The sequence below is a fragment of the Pseudomonas sp. AN-B15 genome (genome assembly GCF_019056475.1).
Lineage (GTDB): Bacteria > Pseudomonadota > Gammaproteobacteria > Pseudomonadales > Pseudomonadaceae > Aquipseudomonas > Aquipseudomonas parakoreensis.
On sequence record NZ_CP049737.1, the window covers coordinates 4,810,363 to 4,828,992 of the forward strand.

Consider the following 18,630-nt stretch of genomic DNA (forward strand, 5'->3'; position numbering starts at 1 on the left):
CGCTCTTTAAACCCTGCAACCTTGGGTCGCAGGGTCGGTTCGCGGCGACTTGAAATCAGTGTGCCGCCCACTCGATTTTCGAAATGTCGACACCGTCTTTGTACATGTCCCACAGCGGCGACAGGGCGCGCAGCTTGGTAACGGCCTCGCAGACCTTCTGCGCGGCGTAGTCGATTTCTTCTTCGGTGGTGAAACGGCCGAAGGTGAAACGGATCGAGCTGTGTGCCAGTTCGTCGTTGCGGCCCAGGGCGCGCAGTACGTACGAAGGCTCCAGGGACGCCGAGGTGCAGGCCGAACCGGACGATACCGCCAGATCCTTGAGCGCCATGATCAGCGACTCGCCTTCAACGTAGTTGAAGCTCAGGTTCAGGTTGTGCGGAACGCGGGCGGTCAGGCTGCCGTTGACGTACAGCTCTTCCAGATGTTCAACCTGCTTGTAGAAGCGGTCGCTCAGGGCTTTGATGCGCACGTTTTCGGCAGCCATGTCTTCCTTGGCTACACGGAACGCTTCGCCCATGCCGACGATCTGGTGCGTCGCCAGGGTGCCGGAACGCATGCCACGCTCGTGACCACCGCCGTGCATGGTCGCTTCGATGCGCACACGCGGCTTGCGGCTGACGTACAACGCGCCGATGCCTTTAGGGCCGTAGGTTTTGTGGGCGGAGAACGACATCATGTCGACTTTCAGCTTCTGCAGGTCGATCTCGACCTTGCCGGTGGACTGAGCCGCGTCGACGTGGAACAGGACGCCCTTCGAACGAAGCAGCTCGCCAATGGCAGCGATGTCGTTGATGGTGCCGATTTCGTTGTTCACATGCATCACCGACACCAGAATGGTGTCCTCGCGCAGTGCCGCTTCGATCATCGCCGGAGTGATCAGGCCGTCTTCGGTCGGCTCGAGGTAGGTGACTTCGAAACCTTCACGCTCCAGTTGGCGCATGGTGTCGAGGACAGCCTTGTGCTCGATCTTGCTGGTGATCAGGTGCTTGCCTTTGGAAGCGTAGAAATGTGCCGCACCCTTGATAGCCAGGTTGTCGGACTCGGTAGCGCCCGAGGTCCAGACGATTTCACGCGGGTCGGCATTGACCAGATCGGCCACCTGACGACGAGCGTTTTCGACGGACTCTTCAGCTTTCCAGCCGAACACGTGGGAACGGGACGCCGGGTTACCGAAGTTTCCGTCGACCAGCAGGCATTCACTCATCTTTTGCGCAACGCGCGGGTCGACCGGGGTGGTCGCAGAGTAATCAAGGTAAATCGGCAATTTCATGGACTATCTCCTAAATCAGGGCTGGCGTTCCGCTAGCTCTTCGGCTGTCATTCGACGGCGGACGCTTCAATCTTGTCCAGGCGTGGCGCCTTGCTGTTGCAACGGCGCTGGTCCTGACGCTGGGCTACTTCTTGCACCTCACGGCGAGTTACAAGATCAGCCAAGCTGATACCACTTAGAAATTCGTGAATCTGCAGGCTCAGGTCGCACCACAGGTGATGGGTCAGGCAGGTGTCGCCGGAATGGCAATCGCCCTGGCCCTGGCACTTGGTAGCATCAACCGATTCGTTGACCGCATCGATCACCTGCGCCACCTGGATACCCTGCATGTCGCGCGACAGCTGATAACCACCGCCAGGACCGCGAACACTGGAAACCAGGTTACTGCGGCGCAGCTTGGCGAAAAGCTGTTCGAGATAGGACAGGGAGATGCCTTGGCGCTCGGAGATATCGGCCAGGGACACCGGCCCGTGCTGCGCGTGCAACGCCAGGTCAAGCATGGCGGTCACGGCGTATCGGCCTTTTGTAGTCAGTCGCATGGACAATTACCACGGAGTTCGGAATGGGCGGGAGTATGCAATTCCCGAGCATTTAAGTCAACTATAAGACCTAGTGCTTTAGTCGGGTTTACCCGCAAAAGAGCGCGCGCATGATAGCAGGGTCTGCGGCTTAATGGCACACCGGTTGCCGCATGCCTGTGCAGGAGCTGCCGAAGGCTGCGATCTTTTGATTTTGCTGTTAATCAGATCAAAAGATCGCAGCCTTCGGCAGCTCCTGCATAGACGTGTCAGCCCGCTTTGGATTCGTCTTTGCCTTTGACGCAGGCGAAGTCTTCTTCGCGCAGCTCGGGCAGATCTTTCGCACAGTAATTACTGCCCAGATCCTTCAGCGCGCCGCACATCCCCTCCAGCCGCCCGTCCACCGCCTGCAGGTGATCGAGCAACTGACCGATAGCACGCGCCACCGGGTCAGGCATGTCTTCGCTGACGCCATAGGCATCGAAACCGATCTTCTCGGCCATGGCTTTGCGCTTGGCGTCCTGTTCTTCATCAGACTTGACGATGATCCGGCCGGGAATCCCCACCACCGTGGCACCGGGTGGCACCTCTTTGGTCACGACGGCGTTGGAGCCGACTTTGGCACCCGCCCCCACCGTGAACGGCCCGAGCACTTTGGCGCCGGCGCCCACGACAACGCCGTCACCCAGCGTCGGGTGGCGCTTGCCCTTGTTCCAGCTGGTGCCACCGAGGGTCACGCCCTGATAAATGGTCACGTCATCGCCGATCTCGGCGGTTTCACCGATGACGATGCCCATGCCGTGATCAATAAAGAAGCGCCGGCCGACCTTGGCCCCCGGATGAATCTCGATTCCGGTCAACCAGCGCCCGAAGTTCGACACCAGTCGCGCCAGCCATTTCAGCTCGTGGCGCCACAGCATCCCGGCCAGCCGATGAATCCAGATCGCATGCATGCCGGGATAGCAGGTCAGGACTTCAAAAGCGTTACGCGCCGCCGGGTCTCGATGGAATACGCTCTGGATATCTTCACGCAAACGCTCAAACATCATTCAGTCCTTCCGCTTAAGAAGCTCACCACGGGCCGCTTTCTGGGTTTCCGTGAGGATGCCACGCAAAATATTCATTTCCGCCCGGCTGACCGAGCTGCGTCCGTACAACCGGCGCAGGCGCGCCATCAAGTGCCGCGGCTTTTCCGGATCAAGAAACTCGATGGCGACCAGCGTCTGCTCCAGATGCTCATAAAAGCGCTCCAGCTCATCCATCGTCGCGAGCTCGGCACTTTTCACCGAGGCCACTTCTTCTTTCTCGATCTTGGTCGGCTGCCCTTGAGCGGCCAGCCAGGCCATGCGCACTTCATAGCTCAACACCTGCACCGCCGCCCCGAGGTTCAACGAACTGAACTCAGGATCGGAGGGGATGTGCACGTGAAAGTGACATCGCTGCAACTCTTCGTTGGTCAGGCCGGAGTCCTCACGACCGAACACCAGCGCGATCTCCGCGCCCTGCCCGGCCTCCTCGACCACTTTGCTCCCGCATTCGCGGGGATCGAGCAGCGGCCAGGGAATGCGCCGGTCACGGGCGCTGGTGCCGAGCACCAGATTGCAGCCGACCAGCGCATCTTCCAAGGTGGCGACGACCTGTGCGTTTTCAAGAATATCCCCGGCACCGGAAGCACGGGCATCGGCTTCGTGGTGCGGAAACAGGCGCGGCTCGACCAGCACCAAGCGCGACAGACCCATGTTTTTCATGGCGCGCGCGGCCCCGCCGATGTTGCCGGGGTGGCTGGTATTGACCAGGACGACACGAATGTTCTGCAGCAAGGGAGGCGCTCTCGGACACAGGAAAGGGGTGCAAATCTTACAGAACAGCCTACCGTTAAGCTATGAAAGCGAACAGCGACCTTCACCTGAAGAAAAGTTCTGATAGAATGCGCGGCTTTCTTTAACAACCTTAGGTGACACATCCATGCAGCCCATGCTGAATATCGCGCTGCGCGCCGCCCGCAGCGCCAGTGAACTGATCTTCCGCTCCATCGAGCGCCTGGATACCATCAAGGTCGACGAAAAAGACGCCAAGGATTATGTATCCGAGGTCGATCGCGCCGCCGAACAGAAAATCATCGATGCGCTGCGCAAGGCTTACCCGAATCACTCGATCCAGGGTGAAGAGACCGGCATGCACGCCGGTAACGGCATCGAAGGCGAAGAGTACCTGTGGATCATCGATCCGCTGGACGGCACCACCAACTTCCTGCGCGGCATTCCTCACTTTGCGGTCAGCATTGCCTGCAAATACCGTGGTCGCCTGGAACACGCAGTGGTTCTGGATCCGGTTCGCCAGGAAGAATTCACCGCCAGCCGTGGTCGCGGCGCTCAACTGAATGGTCGCCGCCTGCGCGTCAGCGGTCGCACCAGCCTCGAAGGCGCCCTGCTGGGTACCGGCTTCCCGTTCCGTGACGACCAGATGGACAACCTCGACAACTACCTGGGCATGTTCCGCGCCCTGGTTGGCCAGACTGCCGGCATCCGCCGCGCCGGTTCCGCCAGCCTGGACCTGGCCTATGTGGCTGCCGGTCGCTTCGACGCGTTCTGGGAATCGGGCCTGTCCGAGTGGGACATGGCGGCTGGCGCCCTGTTGATCCAGGAAGCAGGCGGCTTGGTGAGCGACTTCACCGGCGGTCACGATTTCCTTGAAAAAGGCCATATCGTTGCCGGCAACACCAAATGCTTCAAGGCCGTGTTGACGGCGATCCAGCCGCACCTGCCGGCTTCGCTGAAGCGCTAAGCTTCCCGCGAAACGAAAAAGCACCCTTCGGGGTGCTTTTTTTGTGCCTGCGACTTCAGCCTCCACTCGAATCCACTGTGGGAGCGAGCTTGCTCGCGAAGGCGGCGGGTCAGCCAACATCAATTCTGGATGGCAGATCGCATTCGCGAGCAGGCTCGCTCCCACAAGGGGCACGGCGAGGCCAAAAATTGCGAGCACAAAAAAGCACCCCGCAGGGTGCTTCTTGTTAAACAGTCAGTGCTTACTGACCCGGCTGATTCTGCGACAGAATCAACTTGCCTTCCTTGTCGACCGGAATCTGGTTGCCCGGATCACGATCCATCCGCACTTTGCCTTCCTTGCCATCCAGCGAATAACGCACGTCGTAACCGACGACCTTGTCGCTGATGTCATTCACCGTGTTACAGCGAGTCTGGGTGGTGGTGTAGGTGTCACGGTTCTGCATGCCTTCCTGCACCTTGTTACCGGCATAACCACCACCGACCGCGCCAGCAACCGTCGCAATCTTCTTGCCGGTACCGCCGCCGATCTGGTTACCCAGCAAACCACCCGCTACCGCACCAATCGCGGTACCGAGGATCTGGTGTTGATCCTTGACCGGCGCCTGGCGGGTTACAGCAACATCCTTGCACACTTCACGTGGAGTCTTGATCTGTGTTTTGACCGGTTCTACGGCCAGCACTTGCGCATACTCAGGGCCGCTTTTAACCAGGCTGTAGGTGGCAACAGCACCCCCGGCAGTCACACCGACAGCACCCAATACCGCACCAACCAGCAACGACTTGTTCACATGAACCTCCTGACCATCACATGCGGGACGCGCCCGCGCTTCTCCCAGCCTTGGAGCATAAAAAAAGGCGCGAGTTCAACTCGCGCCTTTTCTGGGCTGACAGCCGGAGAAAGGATGGCCGTTATGGACGGTCGTCGACTTCCTTCTCGGTGTTGGCCGGAGGAATCAGATCCTCGGTGCTCAGGTTCAGCCAGATCAGCACCACGTTCGCGATGTAGATCGACGAGTAGGTACCCGCCAGCACCCCGATGAACAGGGCGATGGAGAAGCCGGACAGGTTGTCGCCGCCGAAGAACAGCAGCGCAGCGATCGCCAGCAAGGTGGAGATCGACGTTGCCATGGTCCGCAGCAGGGTCTGAGTGGTCGAGATGTTGATGTTCTCGATCAGCGAAGCCTTGCGCAGCACACGGAAGTTCTCGCGAACCCGGTCGAATACCACAATGGTGTCGTTCAGCGAGTAACCGATGATCGCCAGTACCGCCGCCAGCACCGTCAGGTCGAAGGTGATCTGGAAAAACGACAGGATACCGATGGTCACGATCACGTCGTGGATCAGCGAAACGATGGCGCCGACCGCGAATTTCCACTGAAAGCGGAAAGCCAGGTAGATCAGGATGCCACCGAGCGCCAGCAGCATGCCGAGGCCGCCCTGGTCACGCAGTTCTTCACCGACCTGCGGGCCGACGAACTCGACGCGCTTGACCGTCGCCGGGTTGTCGCCGCCGACTTTCTGCAACGCGTCTGCTACCTGATGGCCCAGCTGCGGGTCTTCACCCGGCATGCGCACCAGCAGGTCGGTGGTCGCACCGAAGTTCTGCACGATGGCTTCGTGGTAACCCGAAGTCGCCAACTGCTCACGCACTTTGGTGACGTCAGCCGGACGCTCGTAGGTCAGCTCGATGAGCGTACCGCCGGTGAAGTCCAGGCCCCAGTTCATGCCCTTGTGGAAGACGCTGAAAATAGCCAGCAACGTGAGAAACACTGTGACGCCGAACGCGAAGTTGCGAACGCCCATGAAGTTGATTGTACGTAACATGGCAGCCCCTTAAATCCACAACTTCTTGAAGTCACGTCCGCCGAAGATCAGGTTGACCATTGCGCGGGTCACCATGATGGCCGTGAACATCGAGGTAAAGATCCCGAGGGACATGGTCACTGCGAAGCCCTTCACCGGGCCGGTGCCCATGGCGAAGAGGATGCCGCCGACCAGCAGAGTGGTCAGGTTGGCGTCGAGAATCGCAGTGAATGCCCGGCCGAAGCCTTCGTTGATTGCACGCTGCACGGTCATGCCGGCGGCGATCTCTTCACGGATCCGCGAGAAGATCAGCACGTTGGCGTCGACCGCCATACCCATGGTCAAGACGATACCGGCGATACCCGGCAGGGTCAGCGTTGCACCCAGCAGCGACATCAAGGCCAGCAGCAGCACCATGTTCACCGCCAGCGCAACGGTGGCGATCAGGCCGAAGAAGCGGTAGATGGCGATGATGAACAGCGAGACGAACAGCATGCCCCAAAGCGACGCATCGATACCCTTGGTGATGTTGTCAGCACCCAGGCTCGGGCCGATTGTGCGCTCTTCAGCGAAGTACATCGGAGCGGCCAGACCACCGGCACGCAGCAGCAGCGCCAGTTCGGACGATTCGCCCTGGCCGTTCAGGCCAGTGATACGGAACTGCGCACCCAGCGGCGACTGAATGGTCGCCAGGCTGATGATCTTCTTCTCTTCCTTGAAGGTCTGAACCGGCACGTCTTTCTCGACGCCGTCCACAACCTGCTTGGTGTAAGTGGTCACCGGACGCTGCTCGATGAAGATCACCGCCATGCTGCGACCGACGTTCGAACGGGTCGCGCGGCTCATCAGCTCGCCACCGTGACCGTCCAGACGAATGTTCACTTCAGGCGTGCCGTGCTCGCCGAAACCAGCCTTGGCGTCGGTCACCTGGTCACCGGTGATGATCAGGCCACGCTCGATCTGCGCAGGAGGACGCTTGCCTTCACGGAACTCGAAGGTTTCGGATGTGGCTTTCGAAGCGCCCGGTTCTGCAGCCAGACGGAACTCGAGGTTGGCCGTCTTGCCGAGAATACGCTTGGCTTCGGCAGTGTCCTGCACGCCCGGCAGCTCAACCACGATGCGGTTGGCGCCCTGACGCTGAACGATCGGTTCGGCAACACCCAGCTCGTTGACGCGGTTACGTACCGTGGTCAAGTTCTGCTTGATGGAGTATTCACGGATTTCCGCCAGCTTGGCCGGGGTCATCGCCAGACGCAGCACCGGTTGACCGTTGAGGTCGGCCGGAACAATGTCGAAATCGTTGAAGTTCTTGCGGATCAGCGCACGGGCCTGTTCGCGGGAGTCAGCATCGCTGAAGCCCAACTGAATGGCGCCGCCCAGTTGCGGCAGGCTGCGATAGCGCAGTTTTTCTTTGCGCAGCAGGCTCTTGACGTCGCCTTCGTAGACTTTCAGGCGGGCGTCGAGGGCTTTGTCCATGTCCACTTCCAGCAGGAAGTGCACACCACCGGACAAGTCCAGACCCAGCTTCATCGGGTGCGCGCCGAGGTTGCGCAGCCATTGCGGGGTGGTTTGTGCCAGGTTCAATGCGACGACGTAGTCATCACCCAATGCCTTGCGCACAACGTCCTTGGCCGGCAGCTGGTCTTCAGCCTTGGTCAGACGGATCAGGCCGCCCTTGCCGTTGGCGGCCAGCGAAGCTGCCTTGACGTTGATCCCGGATTCACGCAGCGCGGTGCTGACGCGATCCAGATCGGCCTGATTGACCTGCAAAGCCGTGCTGGCGCCGCTGATCTGAATGGCCGGGTCATCGGGGTATAGATTGGGAGCGGAATAAATCAGACCGATCGCCAGCACCGCCAGGATCAGAATGTATTTCCACAGAGGATATTTGTTCAGCATCACGCCGCCCGTTATGAACGCGGGGCGCCTTGCGCGCCCCGTCGATTGAGTAGAAGTTGGAACCTTAGATCGCTTTCAGCGTGCCTTTTGGCAGCGTGGCGGCGATGGCGCCCTTCTGGAACTTCATTTCCACGGTGTCGGAAACTTCCAGAACCACGAAGTCATCGGCCACTTTGGTGATCTTGCCGGCGATGCCGCCGGTGGTGACCACTTCGTCGCCCTTCGCAAGGCTGCTCAGCAGGTTCTTCTGCTCTTTGGCGCGCTTGGCCTGTGGACGCCAGATCATCAGGTAGAAGATGACCAGGAAACCGACCAGGAAAATCCACTCGAAGCCGCCGCCCATAGGCGCAGCAGCCGGTGCAGCCGCGTCAGCCATGGCATTAGAGATAAAAAAGCTCATTTAGCACTCCAGTTGCAAATGTTGAATCTTGGGGTCAGAAAACTCAGTCCAAAGGCGGAACGGGGAGCCCGCGTTTGGCGTAGAAGGCATCGACAAAGGCGGCCAATGTACCCTGTTGAATAGCCTCGCGCAAACCAGCCATCAGCACCTGATAATGGCGCAAGTTATGGATGGTATTGAGCATGCTGCCGAGCATTTCGCCGCACTTGTCCAGGTGATGCAGATAAGCGCGGGAGAAGTTCTGGCAGGTATAGCAATCGCAGGTCGGATCCAGCGGCGAATCATCATGGCGATGGAACGCGTTACGGATCTTCAGCACGCCTGTATCAATGAACAGATGCCCATTGCGGGCATTACGGGTTGGCATCACGCAATCGAACATGTCCACACCGCGGCGCACACCCTCAACCAGATCTTCCGGTTTGCCAACGCCCATAAGGTAACGAGGTTTGTCAGCGGGCATCATGCCCGGCAGATAATCCAGCACCTTGATCATCTCGTGCTTGGGCTCGCCCACCGACAGACCGCCGATGGCCAGGCCATCGAAGCCGATCTTGTCCAGACCTTCCAGCGAGCGCATGCGCAGATCCTGATGCATGCCGCCCTGAACGATACCGAACAGCGCCGCAGTGTTGTCGCCATGCGCGTTTTTCGAGCGCTGGGCCCAACGCAGCGACAGCTCCATCGAAACGCGAGCGACATCTTCGTCAGCCGGGTACGGCGTGCATTCATCGAAGATCATCACGATGTCGGAACCGAGATCGCGCTGCACCTGCATCGATTCCTCGGGGCCCATGAACACTTTCGAGCCGTCGACCGGGGAAGCGAAGGTCACGCCCTCCTCCTTGATCTTGCGCATCGCGCCCAGGCTGAACACCTGGAAACCGCCGGAGTCGGTGAGGATCGGGCCTTTCCACTGCATGAAATCGTGCAGGTCGCCGTGTTCCTTGATCACCTCGGTGCCCGGGCGCAGCCACAGGTGGAAGGTGTTGCCCAGAATGATTTCCGCGCCAGTGGCCACGATGTCACGCGGCAACATGCCCTTGACCGTGCCGTAGGTGCCCACCGGCATGAAGGCCGGGGTCTCGACGGTGCCACGCGGGAAGGTCAGCCGACCACGACGAGCCTTGCCATCGGTGGCAAGCAGTTCAAAGGACATGCGACATTCGCGACTCATTCTGTTTCCTCTGGGCCTGTGTGTTCAGGGGCAGTCGGGGCGGGATTACGGGTGATGAACATCGCATCACCGTAGCTGAAAAAGCGGTACCCGTTGTCGACGGCGGCTTTATAGGCGGCCATGGTTTCGGGATAACCGGCGAATGCCGAAACCAGCATCAACAGCGTCGATTCCGGCAAATGGAAGTTGGTGACCAGGGCATCGACCACATGGAACGGCCGGCCCGGGTAGATGAAGATGTCGGTGTCACCGCTGAACGGCTTGAGCACGCCATCGCGCGCGGCACTTTCCAGCGAACGCACGCTGGTGGTGCCCACGGCAATCACCCGCCCGCCACGCTCACGGCACGCGGCAACGGCGTCGACCACGTCCTGGCCGACTTCCAGCCACTCGCTGTGCATATGGTGATCTTCGATCTTGTCGACGCGTACCGGCTGGAACGTCCCCGCACCGACGTGCAGCGTGACGAACGCGGTCTCGACGCCCTTGGCGGCAATCGCCTCCATCAGCGGCTGATCGAAATGCAGCCCCGCCGTCGGCGCCGCCACCGCACCGAGACGCTGGGCGTACACGGTCTGATAGCGCTCGCGATCCGAACCTTCGTCCGGGCGGTCTATATAAGGAGGCAACGGCATATGCCCGACGCGATCGAGCAGCGGCAGCACTTCTTCAGCGAAGCCCAACTCGAACAACGCATCATGACGCGCGAGCATCTCGGCTTCACCACCGCCGTCGATGAGGATCTTCGACCCCGGCTTCGGCGACTTGCTGGAACGCACATGAGCCAGCACGCGGTGCGAATCGAGCACGCGCTCAATGAGGATTTCCAGCTTGCCGCCCGAGGCTTTCTGCCCGAACAAACGCGCCGGAATCACCCGGGTATTGTTGAATACCATCAAATCGCCCGGGCGCAAATGCTCAAGCAAATCAGTGAATTGACGGTGTGCAAGGGCGCCGCTCGGCCCATCAAGGGTCAGCAGGCGACTACCGCGACGCTCGGCCAAAGGGTGGCGGGCGATCAGCGAATCAGGAAGCTCGAAGGTAAAGTCAGCAACGCGCATGATGGGGTTCGTCTAGCAGGGCCGGAAAGTCTAGCGGAATTATCAAAAATTGACCATGAAACGTGATTGACCAACGGTAATCACCTCTCTATACTTCGCCGCCATTGAGCCCTGATGGCGGAATTGGTAGACGCGGCGGATTCAAAATCCGTTTTCGAAAGGAGTGGGAGTTCGAGTCTCCCTCGGGGCACCAAAATTAAGAAAGGTCTTGCTTAGCAAGGCCTTTTTTTTCGTCTGCAGGAAAGTGGGGCAAATATTTTTTCACACCCATGAGACGAGAAAGCTGCCGCGTAGAGGTTCAAGCCGACGATTTCGAAATCTGGTAACGTCAAATAATACGTAATGAGAAAAGGCCTCCACCGAGGCCTTTTTCTTTGTTTCACCCAGCTATTTTTTCCTGCAAACCTCGACGTCGTTTTGGGTTTTCAGATCCGTGTCGATGCCGAGCCGATACCTGCAGTAATCAATGATCCACTTACGCTCCTGCTCCGTGAATCGTTCGACTTGACGAATCTCCCCGTCATTGGCGTGGATATTGTAAAACTTCATCTGAAAAGTCGGATGCTTCTTGATGAACAGGATCGTTTCGATGTCCCCATCCTCAAGCGCTTCGTAATACCCAACGTAAAGCACTGGCACCAGAACCAAAATAAACAGGGCAGTCAGTTTCTTCATGGTCGCTTATACCATTGAACGCTTGGGCTCAAAGTCTACTGGCGACTTCCTTCCAGATGTAGGCGTAGTTGTATTTCAGCCAACGAACCAGCACTTTATCGAACTGCCTAAGAAACCAGCTGCGCTCTCTAGCTGCCAGCCTTTCTTCTATCGACTGTCTGAGTTTGTCGGGATCGAACCCAGTCCACACCGGAGGCACAGCTGCAACGAGATTGGTAAAGCACACCGGCGCGACCTCTGAATAAAGAATTTCGTAAAGTATTTCAGGGGCGACGCCTCTTACCTTATCTGCCACGTAGTCATATTCGACGGGAAAATCGTTGAACGGTTCGGACAGTGCAGCTCTAACGTTCGTCAGTTGTGGCTCATTCAAAAAATGCTCCAACAGGAAAACTCCTTCGGTTGCGTTCCACTACCGCGGCACAGATCAAACGCCAAACCGAAGCATGAATTCAGATATCTAGATCAGGCGCACGCTCAGCCTGAGCCCCTCCCCCAAACAAACGCTGGGCTATCTGACTACCTCGCTCCAGGCCCAGCCTTCCTAGAACTCGTTCTGTTGCTTAGGTCATTGAATATCCCGGCGCTGCCCGCGCACCTGTTTTGCCTCGGGACTGCACCTGATGCGTCCGCTCAGTATAATCACGCCCGCCAGCACGCGACCTGCCGCCCTTTGCGGCTCTCCCTGGTCGTACCAAATTTCAAGACTCATGCTCAAGGAACTCCAAGGCCAACCATGGAAACGTCACTGGAAACCGTCGCCCTGTTCTCCCTCAAACTCGCTTACGAGGAGGAAGGCCTGAGTCCGATTCTGCGGGATGACCTGGTCATGGGCGACTATCAGAAAGACGTGTTCGAATTGCTGGTGCGCCGCGGGGATGTCAAGACCATCCAGTTCAAGATGAACGAGTGCCTGGACTTGGCGATGGATGCGTTGGGCGGGGTCGAGAAACCGTTGGGGCGAGAACTGCACAAGCTGTCAGCAGATTTCCGTCAGGCGCAGTCGCTGGAGCAGCTTGATCAGCCGCTCCTCGCGCTCAAGGGTTATTTGAAGGACATTCTGTAATCAGAGGCGCAATCTGTAGAAACTGCCCTTCGGATTAGTGCCGCACTTTTACTACTCGAATGTTGACGGGAAACCCACCTGGCCCTTCCAGCTTCTTCCATCCCACGTATTGAAAAATCGCGTCCTGATCGATGGTCTCGCCCCTCTCCACCATCTCTCCGCCAAGCACCGCGACCTCTTTATAGACGGCGCAGTTGCCCTCATCGGGATGGGCGGTGTAGATCACATAGGGTTTGACGTATCTCACGGCGCGGAAATGTCGGCCGCAGCCCCAATCGACCGTGATCATCAACGTCTTCAGATACGCTTCGCCATCCGTTTCCGATTCCTCGGCGAGTTCCTTGAGCTTGCCAATTCCGCCGACGTCGCTAAAGCCTAGATCGAGGGCGCGCTTATATTCCGGGGACTTCTCGTGCTCGGCCTGCGCCTTGAAGTATTGCTGTTGAAGCTCCGCGACCAGTACCTCCTCTTCCTTGTTCCGGATCACGAACGCTTGAGCAATGACGTTTTCACAACGGGCATATTCGGGAGAGGTAAGGCTTTCCTGGGAGAGGTGATCGCGATGGACATAAACAGTGCGATTCAAACTGTCGACGCGGTCCATCGCTTGCCTAGTAGTCATGACCCCTTTTTGAACGTTGTTCACTACTTGCTGAAAACGCTCGCAATCGGCGAGGTACTCCTTCCAGGCGACCTCCGGGGTTTCATCCCAGTCGGCAAGCGCCGGGGTCATTACGATGGCGAGAAGGAACGCGCCGAGCAGGCGCGGTGTAAAAGAAACATTCGGCATGCGTAGTCCGTTACGTGTTTGAAGAAAGTGGCGCGAAGCTACTATTTTGCTATCGTGCCGTCCACTGTCGGCAAGGTGCCGAGTGTTTGTACCGCGACTGGTTCGAAGGATGGATACGATGGATGTAGCGTTTTTCTTTATCGCCTGGATAGGCATGTGGGTCTGGGTCGTCAGGCAGCGTGGTGCGTGGAATCTGCTACTCGCGAATGTGTTGGGGGCGGCCAGCGGCATGATTGTTGGCTTGGTGGTTTCGCAGCTTTGTGTCGGTCTGTTCGGCTCCAGCCGGCCACCGGTCCCGGGGGTCATGGGATCGCTTCTGGAAATGCTCGCGACTGCTGCGGCGCTGACCGGCGTATGGATGCTGGTGGCCCGTCGCTCGCAAGTCGAACATCCCGTTGCGCGTCAGCTGCTGGCCGGCCTTTGCGGCGTTGTGGCCGGCATCACGGCGATCATGTTTTTTGTTCAGATCAATCCGCCCAATCTCGGCATGTGAATGTCTTCGTGGCGTCAGACCTCTATTTTGATATCTTGCCGCCCAATCTCAGCATTCACGGCCAGTGAGTGCTGTTTGGCAGGCTATTGAAGGGTTAAGGAAAGGATCGCATGGAGTTTCTGAGTTTTCTGGCATTTGTTGCGGCCTGGGGTTTCATGTGGCGCTGGGTGGTGAAAAACCGCGGCAGCTGGAATCTGTTTTACGGCAACATCGTTGGCGCGGCGGGCGGTTTTATCGTCGGCATGGTGGTGCTGTCGATCTTCCTGTCGTTGTTCCCGTCGGCGCATAAGCCCAAACGGGCGCCCACCGAAGAGGTGATTACCCAGAACGAAGTGACCACCAGCCTGCTGCCGGAAGCCGAGTCGGATTCGACGGCCGTGGCACTGGAAAATGCTCCGGGGTTTGCCGCTATCGAGCCCGACAATCAGCCTTCGCCCCGCGACTCTGCACTGCTGCCAAACTACGCCAACCGGGCACCGAAATCGATGTCCGAAAAAACCGTTCTGGATCAGAGCGACGCGCAGGGCCGCAAAGCGTTCAGCGCGCTGCGCGACAAGCTTGCTCAGCATGCCGACAGCGACAAATCGATGCTCGCGTATGTCATGTGCAGCCCTTACGTGACCGGTGCCTTGCGCTTCCCGGCGTCGGCGCGCTTCGCTGACAGCACCGCCGTGGTTACTCAACGCTTTAAGGGCCAGGTCTACACCCTCAGCAACAAGGTCACTGCACGCAACATGAATGGCGATGACGTCACTTATCGCTTCGAATGCTCGGTGCAGGAGCAACCCGCTTCCAGCGAATGGCGACTGCTGGCGCTGAAGCTGCAGAAGGCTGACGCTTAAGCCTCGTTTAAGGGTTCAAGGCGCCGGCTGCGCTATCATCGCCAGCCTGTGCGCCTTGAGCCTTGCCTGCGAATGTCCTCGATACCTGCTGACCTGAATCCGTTGCCTCCTGTCTTGGCCGGCCCGCTGCTGCGCCGGTTGGAACCGACGCGAATCGTCCTGTGGCTGGTCGGCACCCGCATACTGGCGCTGACCCTGCGCCTGCAAGGTGTAGGAGACATCCCTCTCGATGCCGGGAAATGCACGGTCATCCCCGTCGGCCGTCACGCGTTCGTCCATCTGATCGACGTTGTACTCGACAGCGCCCTGCCCTGCGACACCCGCATCGACTACGACCTGTTGATCGACGGCCACTCGCCCATCGCCGAATGGGCGCCGCATCTACTGTACGGCAACGCTGGTTGTCCGAACCTTGTCGTGCGTTCGCGGATCGATCAGTTGCTGCACGGTTCCTGCCGCAAGCCGCATCATCCGGCGGCAGACGGTCTGCTGTGCGTTGACCAACTGCTTTCTGGCGAAACCGATCCGCAACAACGTCCGGCCCTGCTGATGATGAGCGGCGACCAGATCTACGCCGATGACGTCGCCGGGCCGATGCTGCGGGCGATTCACTGTCTGATCGAACGTCTTGGCTTGTTCGACGAACACCTCGAAGGCGCGGTGGTCAGCGACAGCGCCAGACTTTACGAACACCCGGCCAGCTACTACCACCGCGCGGATCTGTTACCGGCGCTGGAGAGTAACGAGACCTTGCGCGAGCGTTTTTTCGGCGGTGCGCGCAAACCGATTTTCACCAGCAGCAGCGCCGACAATCACCTGGTGACCTTCGCCGAAGTGATGGCGATGTACTTGCTGGTGTGGTCGCCGGTTGCCTGGGCGTTGGTCAATCCTGCTGCTCCAGCGCTGACGCCTGAACGCTTGCAGCGCTACACCCTGGAGCAAACCCGTATCGATGGCTTCAAGGCCGGTTTGGGCAAGGTCGCCCGAGCCTTGGCGCATCTTCCGAGCCTGATGATTTTCGACGATCACGACATCACCGATGACTGGAATCTTTCCGCGCAATGGGAGGAAACCGCCTACGGCCATCCGTTCTCCAAACGCATCATCGGCAACGCCTTGATCGCGTACATGTTGTGCCAAGGCTGGGGCAACAATCCGGATGCGTTCAGGGATGTGCTGGAGAACACTCGACGCCTGAGCGCCAGCGGTGACGATCGCTATCTCGACAGCCCGGTGCAGGACGCGCTGATCGATGACTTGCTGCGCTTTCAGCATTGGCATTTCGTGTTGCCGAGCAGCCCGGCGCTGGTGGTGCTCGACACCCGCACCCGGCGCTGGCGCAGCGAGATGGCACTCAAGCAACCCTCTGGTTTGCTGGACTGGGAAGCGCTGAGCGAGCTGCAGCAGGACCTGCTGGATCATCCGTCAGCGATCATCGTTTCCCCCGCGCCGATCTTCGGTGTGAAGCTGATCGAGACCGTGCAGAAGGTTTTCAGCTGGTGCGGTTATCCGCTGCTGGTCGACGCGGAAAACTGGATGGCCCACCGTGGCGCCGCGCAGGTGATCCTGAACATTTTCCGACACACTCGCACACCCGGAAACTACGTGGTTCTGTCGGGCGATGTGCATTACTCCTTCGTCTACGAAGTGCTTATCCGACACCGCAAGGCCGGACCACGGATCTGGCAGATCACCAGCAGCGGGATCAAGAACGAGTTTCCGAAAACCCTGCTGGAATGGTTTGACCGCCTCAACCGCTGGCTCTATTCGCCGCGCTCGCCGTTGAACTGGTTTACCAAACGCCGGCGTATGCGCATCGTGCCCTATACCCCGGAACATGCCGAAGCGGGTGAGCGGCTGTGGAATTCAGCGGGGATCGGCCAGGTGTTTTTCAATGCGCAGGGACAGCCGAGCGAGATCATTCAGCACAATTCGAACGGGGCGGTGAAGACGCGGATGCTGGCGCCGGAGTTGGGGGATTATCCTGATTGATATGGCCTCTTTTGCCCACAGTGAGATTGCAGTGACGATACCTTCGCGATTACTTATCACCCGCGACAGCGTACATGCCGGCGATGATTGCGAGGCTCCCCATGCGCGCTGGATCAACCTGCAAGAAATTGAAACCCTGGAGGCTGCCCTGCGCCTACTACTTCACAATGGTTATCTGCCAAGCATTGCTGGTGGATGTGCGACATGGATCGTACGCGGGCCTCAGGCCCTTGCTGTAATTGCCCAGCAATGGCAGGAGCCTCGTTTTCTGGTCAATGCCCAGTCGACACTGGTCAATTTGGAAGAGCTGAGGTTTGTATATTTGTGCCAGGTAGATCCGGAGCTTGTTTTCGACTGCCTGCTAACAGGCGCCGAACTTCCTGACAAATACAGCGGATTTAAGACGTCAAAGTAGTCGGAAGGGGACTACAGTTTTTAAGGAAACATCTCTGGAATCGCTGATTCATACTCTGCTTCCCTTACACAGGAAGCAGAGCCATGCGAAAAAGAAAGCCAGACCCTTTAGAAATCGATACAACGACTTACCTTTTAAGCTCCCCGGCCAATGCTAGAAGACTGCTGAGATCTATCGCAGAAATGCACAATGGAATTCGTGCAAATACGGACGCCTCTTCGTTCAATTTCCTGCCTCTCAGTCAGTTGAGACCGCCAGCCCCACACCTCTGACAATCATCCCCACCTCCCGCTCATCAATCGTCAGCGGCGGCAGCAGCCGTATCGTCTTGCCCCGTGTGACGTTGATCAGCAACCCATGATCCCGCGCCGCAATCAGCGTCAAATCGCGAATCGGCTGTTTCAACTCGATTCCAATCATCAAGCCCTGCCCGCGAATCGCCAGCACGTTGGGGTTGTCTGCCAGTTCGGCGCGCAGGCGGGTCAGCAGGCGTTCGCCCTGCACCCGGACATTCTCTAGCAGCCCCTGTTCTTCGATGATGTCCAGCACCGTGCAGCCTACCCGGCAGGCCAGCGGGTTGCCGCCGAAGGTGCTGCCATGGCTGCCGGGAGTGAACAGGTCCGCCGCTCTGCCCCGTGCCAGACAGGCGCCAATCGGCACGCCGTTGCCGAGGCCTTTGGCCAGGGTCATGACGTCCGGCACGATGCCTTCATGCTGAAACGCAAACCACTGGCCGGTGCGGCCGATGCCGGTCTGGATTTCATCGAGCATCAGCAGCCAGGCGTGCCGATTGCACAGGTCACGCAGGGCTTTGAGGTAGCCGGGCGGCGCCAGTTGCACACCGCTTTCGCCCTGGATCGGCTCGACCAGAATCGCCACGATGCGCGCGCCGTGCTTTTGCTGCAGCTGATCCAGCGCCGCCGGATCACCGAAAGGCACTTTGACGAAATCCCCCGGCAGTTCATTGAAACCCAACCGCACCGCCGGGCCATCGCTGGCCGACAAAGTGCCCAACGTGCGGCCATGAAACGCGTTGGCCATGACCACCACCAGCGGCTGTTCGATACCTTTGCGCCAGCCGTATAACCGGGCCAGCTTCAGCGCGGTTTCATTGGCCTCGGCGCCGGAGTTGTTGAAGAACGCCCGCTCCATTCCCGACAGCTGCGTGAGTTTCCGCGCCAGTTGTTGCTGCCAGTCGATGCTGTACAGGTTGGAGGTGTGCAGCAGCATTGCGGCCTGTTCGCTGATGGCAGCAACGATGCGCGGATGCGAGTGCCCGACATTGGTCACCGCGACACCCGCGACGGCATCCAGGTATTCACGACCGGCCTGATCCCACAGGCGAGTGCCCAGGCCTCTGGTGAAACTCAAGGCCAGCGGTTGGTAGGTGTTCATCAGGGCGGCGGTCATGACTTCAAACTCCAGTGAAGGCCGGTGTGTTTG

At 58.9% G+C, this 18,630-nt stretch carries 20 protein-coding genes and 1 tRNA gene; 7 read left to right on the forward strand and 14 right to left on the reverse strand.

Annotated elements, in window-relative coordinates; all coding sequences use genetic code 11:
• Positions 1 to 55 precede the first annotated feature (55 nt).
• From GTQ41_RS21675 to trmJ, 4 genes are all read right to left on the reverse strand, one after another.
• Positions 56 to 1,270 (reverse strand): IscS subfamily cysteine desulfurase, encoded by a 1,215-nt coding sequence (locus GTQ41_RS21675; protein WP_041071812.1) that lies wholly within the window; start codon positions 1,268 to 1,270, stop codon positions 56 to 58.
• Between the two features lie 47 nt (positions 1,271 to 1,317).
• Positions 1,318 to 1,809, reverse strand: coding sequence for a Fe-S cluster assembly transcriptional regulator IscR (gene iscR / locus GTQ41_RS21680; protein WP_003227911.1), 492 nt, complete (start codon positions 1,807 to 1,809; stop codon positions 1,318 to 1,320).
• A gap of 248 nt (positions 1,810 to 2,057) precedes the next feature.
• Positions 2,058 to 2,834: a serine O-acetyltransferase gene (gene cysE / locus GTQ41_RS21685; protein WP_041071871.1), complete on the reverse strand. Its 777-nt coding sequence runs from the start codon at positions 2,832 to 2,834 to the stop codon at positions 2,058 to 2,060.
• 3 nt (positions 2,835 to 2,837) lie between these two features.
• Positions 2,838 to 3,608, reverse strand: a complete 771-nt coding sequence (gene trmJ, locus GTQ41_RS21690; RefSeq protein ID WP_041071810.1) for a tRNA (cytosine(32)/uridine(32)-2'-O)-methyltransferase TrmJ — start codon at positions 3,606 to 3,608, stop codon at positions 2,838 to 2,840.
• Positions 3,609 to 3,753: 145 nt separating this feature from the next.
• Between trmJ and suhB the strand changes: the two genes are divergently transcribed.
• Entirely contained in the window at positions 3,754 to 4,572 is an 819-nt protein-coding gene (gene suhB / locus GTQ41_RS21695) for an inositol-phosphate phosphatase (RefSeq protein ID WP_047296343.1), read from the forward strand.
• A gap of 241 nt (positions 4,573 to 4,813) precedes the next feature.
• On the opposite strand, the gene GTQ41_RS21700 is transcribed toward suhB, so the two are convergent.
• The 6 genes from GTQ41_RS21700 to queA all read right to left on the reverse strand — a co-directional run bounded on the left by GTQ41_RS21700 (position 4,814) and on the right by queA (position 10,914).
• Positions 4,814 to 5,362, reverse strand: a complete 549-nt coding sequence (locus tag GTQ41_RS21700; protein WP_041071808.1) for a glycine zipper 2TM domain-containing protein — start codon at positions 5,360 to 5,362, stop codon at positions 4,814 to 4,816.
• A 121-nt stretch (positions 5,363 to 5,483) separates the two neighbouring features.
• Positions 5,484 to 6,398: a protein translocase subunit SecF gene (gene secF / locus GTQ41_RS21705; RefSeq protein WP_217325356.1), complete on the reverse strand. Its 915-nt coding sequence runs from the start codon at positions 6,396 to 6,398 to the stop codon at positions 5,484 to 5,486.
• A gap of 9 nt (positions 6,399 to 6,407) precedes the next feature.
• Complete coding sequence (secD, locus tag GTQ41_RS21710; protein ID WP_041071804.1) at positions 6,408 to 8,276, reverse strand: protein translocase subunit SecD; 1,869 nt, start codon at positions 8,274 to 8,276, stop codon at positions 6,408 to 6,410.
• A gap of 64 nt (positions 8,277 to 8,340) precedes the next feature.
• The gene (gene yajC / locus GTQ41_RS21715; protein ID WP_041071802.1) at positions 8,341 to 8,676 is read right to left on the reverse strand and encodes a preprotein translocase subunit YajC; all 336 of its coding nucleotides are present in this window, start codon (positions 8,674 to 8,676) and stop codon (positions 8,341 to 8,343) included.
• Positions 8,677 to 8,719: 43 nt separating this feature from the next.
• Positions 8,720 to 9,835: a tRNA guanosine(34) transglycosylase Tgt gene (gene tgt, locus GTQ41_RS21720; protein WP_161794909.1), complete on the reverse strand. Its 1,116-nt coding sequence runs from the start codon at positions 9,833 to 9,835 to the stop codon at positions 8,720 to 8,722.
• 14 nt (positions 9,836 to 9,849) lie between these two features.
• The gene (queA, locus tag GTQ41_RS21725) at positions 9,850 to 10,914 is read right to left on the reverse strand and encodes a tRNA preQ1(34) S-adenosylmethionine ribosyltransferase-isomerase QueA (RefSeq protein WP_007964414.1); all 1,065 of its coding nucleotides are present in this window, start codon (positions 10,912 to 10,914) and stop codon (positions 9,850 to 9,852) included.
• Between the two features lie 108 nt (positions 10,915 to 11,022).
• On the opposite strand from queA, the gene GTQ41_RS21730 reads away from it, so the two are divergent.
• Positions 11,023 to 11,107: transfer RNA gene (locus tag GTQ41_RS21730), tRNA-Leu, on the forward strand.
• A gap of 194 nt (positions 11,108 to 11,301) precedes the next feature.
• On the opposite strand, the gene GTQ41_RS21735 is transcribed toward GTQ41_RS21730, so the two are convergent.
• Together GTQ41_RS21735 and GTQ41_RS21740 are read right to left on the reverse strand one after the other, a co-directional pair.
• Positions 11,302 to 11,589, reverse strand: a complete 288-nt coding sequence (locus GTQ41_RS21735; protein ID WP_047296354.1) for a hypothetical protein — start codon at positions 11,587 to 11,589, stop codon at positions 11,302 to 11,304.
• A 28-nt stretch (positions 11,590 to 11,617) separates the two neighbouring features.
• Complete coding sequence (locus GTQ41_RS21740; protein ID WP_047296355.1) at positions 11,618 to 11,974, reverse strand: hypothetical protein; 357 nt, start codon at positions 11,972 to 11,974, stop codon at positions 11,618 to 11,620.
• A 351-nt stretch (positions 11,975 to 12,325) separates the two neighbouring features.
• Between GTQ41_RS21740 and GTQ41_RS21745 the strand changes: the two genes are divergently transcribed.
• Positions 12,326 to 12,655, forward strand: coding sequence for a hypothetical protein (locus tag GTQ41_RS21745; protein ID WP_047296357.1), 330 nt, complete (start codon positions 12,326 to 12,328; stop codon positions 12,653 to 12,655).
• 34 nt (positions 12,656 to 12,689) lie between these two features.
• Here the strand turns inward: GTQ41_RS21745 and GTQ41_RS21750 are convergent, their stop codons facing one another.
• On the reverse strand, positions 12,690 to 13,445 hold the full coding sequence (locus GTQ41_RS21750) for a hypothetical protein (RefSeq protein WP_047296359.1): 756 nt from the start codon (positions 13,443 to 13,445) through the stop codon (positions 12,690 to 12,692).
• A 118-nt stretch (positions 13,446 to 13,563) separates the two neighbouring features.
• Here GTQ41_RS21750 and GTQ41_RS21755 point away from each other — a divergent pair, with 118 nt between their 5' ends.
• The 4 genes from GTQ41_RS21755 (at position 13,564) to GTQ41_RS21770 (ending at position 17,187) form a co-directional block, all read left to right on the forward strand.
• Positions 13,564 to 13,938 carry a hypothetical protein gene (locus GTQ41_RS21755; RefSeq protein ID WP_047296361.1) on the forward strand — a complete coding sequence of 125 codons (375 nt, stop codon included), beginning with the start codon at positions 13,564 to 13,566 and terminating at the stop codon, positions 13,936 to 13,938.
• A gap of 110 nt (positions 13,939 to 14,048) precedes the next feature.
• A complete protein-coding gene (locus GTQ41_RS21760) occupies positions 14,049 to 14,780 on the forward strand; it encodes a hypothetical protein (RefSeq protein WP_047296363.1) in 732 nt (243 codons plus the stop codon).
• 72 nt (positions 14,781 to 14,852) lie between these two features.
• Complete coding sequence (locus GTQ41_RS21765; RefSeq protein WP_047296365.1) at positions 14,853 to 16,772, forward strand: alkaline phosphatase D family protein; 1,920 nt, start codon at positions 14,853 to 14,855, stop codon at positions 16,770 to 16,772.
• 31 nt (positions 16,773 to 16,803) lie between these two features.
• Positions 16,804 to 17,187, forward strand: coding sequence for a hypothetical protein (locus tag GTQ41_RS21770; RefSeq protein WP_131671083.1), 384 nt, complete (start codon positions 16,804 to 16,806; stop codon positions 17,185 to 17,187).
• A 237-nt stretch (positions 17,188 to 17,424) separates the two neighbouring features.
• Here GTQ41_RS21770 and GTQ41_RS21775 read toward each other — a convergent pair whose 3' ends face one another.
• Positions 17,425 to 18,597: an aspartate aminotransferase family protein gene (locus GTQ41_RS21775; RefSeq protein WP_047296367.1), complete on the reverse strand. Its 1,173-nt coding sequence runs from the start codon at positions 18,595 to 18,597 to the stop codon at positions 17,425 to 17,427.
• Positions 18,598 to 18,630 lie beyond the last annotated feature (33 nt).

Excerpts from the sequence above, each read along its gene's own strand:
- GTQ41_RS21675 (WP_041071812.1), bottom strand. The coding sequence starts at position 1,270 with ATGAAATTGCCGATTTACCTTGATTACTCTGCGACCACCCCGGTCGAC.
- iscR (WP_003227911.1), bottom strand. The coding sequence starts at position 1,809 with ATGCGACTGACTACAAAAGGCCGATACGCCGTGACCGCCATGCTTGAC.
- cysE (WP_041071871.1), bottom strand. The coding sequence starts at position 2,834 with ATGTTTGAGCGTTTGCGTGAAGATATCCAGAGCGTATTCCATCGAGAC.
- suhB (WP_047296343.1), top strand. The coding sequence starts at position 3,754 with ATGCAGCCCATGCTGAATATCGCGCTGCGCGCCGCCCGCAGCGCCAGT.
- secF (WP_217325356.1), bottom strand. The coding sequence starts at position 6,398 with ATGTTACGTACAATCAACTTCATGGGCGTTCGCAACTTCGCGTTCGGC.
- secD (WP_041071804.1), bottom strand. The coding sequence starts at position 8,276 with ATGCTGAACAAATATCCTCTGTGGAAATACATTCTGATCCTGGCGGTG.
- yajC (WP_041071802.1), bottom strand. The coding sequence starts at position 8,676 with ATGAGCTTTTTTATCTCTAATGCCATGGCTGACGCGGCTGCACCGGCT.
- tgt (WP_161794909.1), bottom strand. The coding sequence starts at position 9,835 with ATGTCCTTTGAACTGCTTGCCACCGATGGCAAGGCTCGTCGTGGTCGG.
- queA (WP_007964414.1), bottom strand. The coding sequence starts at position 10,914 with ATGCGCGTTGCTGACTTTACCTTCGAGCTTCCTGATTCGCTGATCGCC.
- GTQ41_RS21735 (WP_047296354.1), bottom strand. The coding sequence starts at position 11,589 with ATGAAGAAACTGACTGCCCTGTTTATTTTGGTTCTGGTGCCAGTGCTT.
- GTQ41_RS21745 (WP_047296357.1), top strand. The coding sequence starts at position 12,326 with ATGGAAACGTCACTGGAAACCGTCGCCCTGTTCTCCCTCAAACTCGCT.
- GTQ41_RS21750 (WP_047296359.1), bottom strand. The coding sequence starts at position 13,445 with ATGCCGAATGTTTCTTTTACACCGCGCCTGCTCGGCGCGTTCCTTCTC.
- GTQ41_RS21755 (WP_047296361.1), top strand. The coding sequence starts at position 13,564 with ATGGATGTAGCGTTTTTCTTTATCGCCTGGATAGGCATGTGGGTCTGG.
- GTQ41_RS21760 (WP_047296363.1), top strand. The coding sequence starts at position 14,049 with ATGGAGTTTCTGAGTTTTCTGGCATTTGTTGCGGCCTGGGGTTTCATG.
- GTQ41_RS21765 (WP_047296365.1), top strand. The coding sequence starts at position 14,853 with ATGTCCTCGATACCTGCTGACCTGAATCCGTTGCCTCCTGTCTTGGCC.
- GTQ41_RS21775 (WP_047296367.1), bottom strand. The coding sequence starts at position 18,597 with ATGACCGCCGCCCTGATGAACACCTACCAACCGCTGGCCTTGAGTTTC.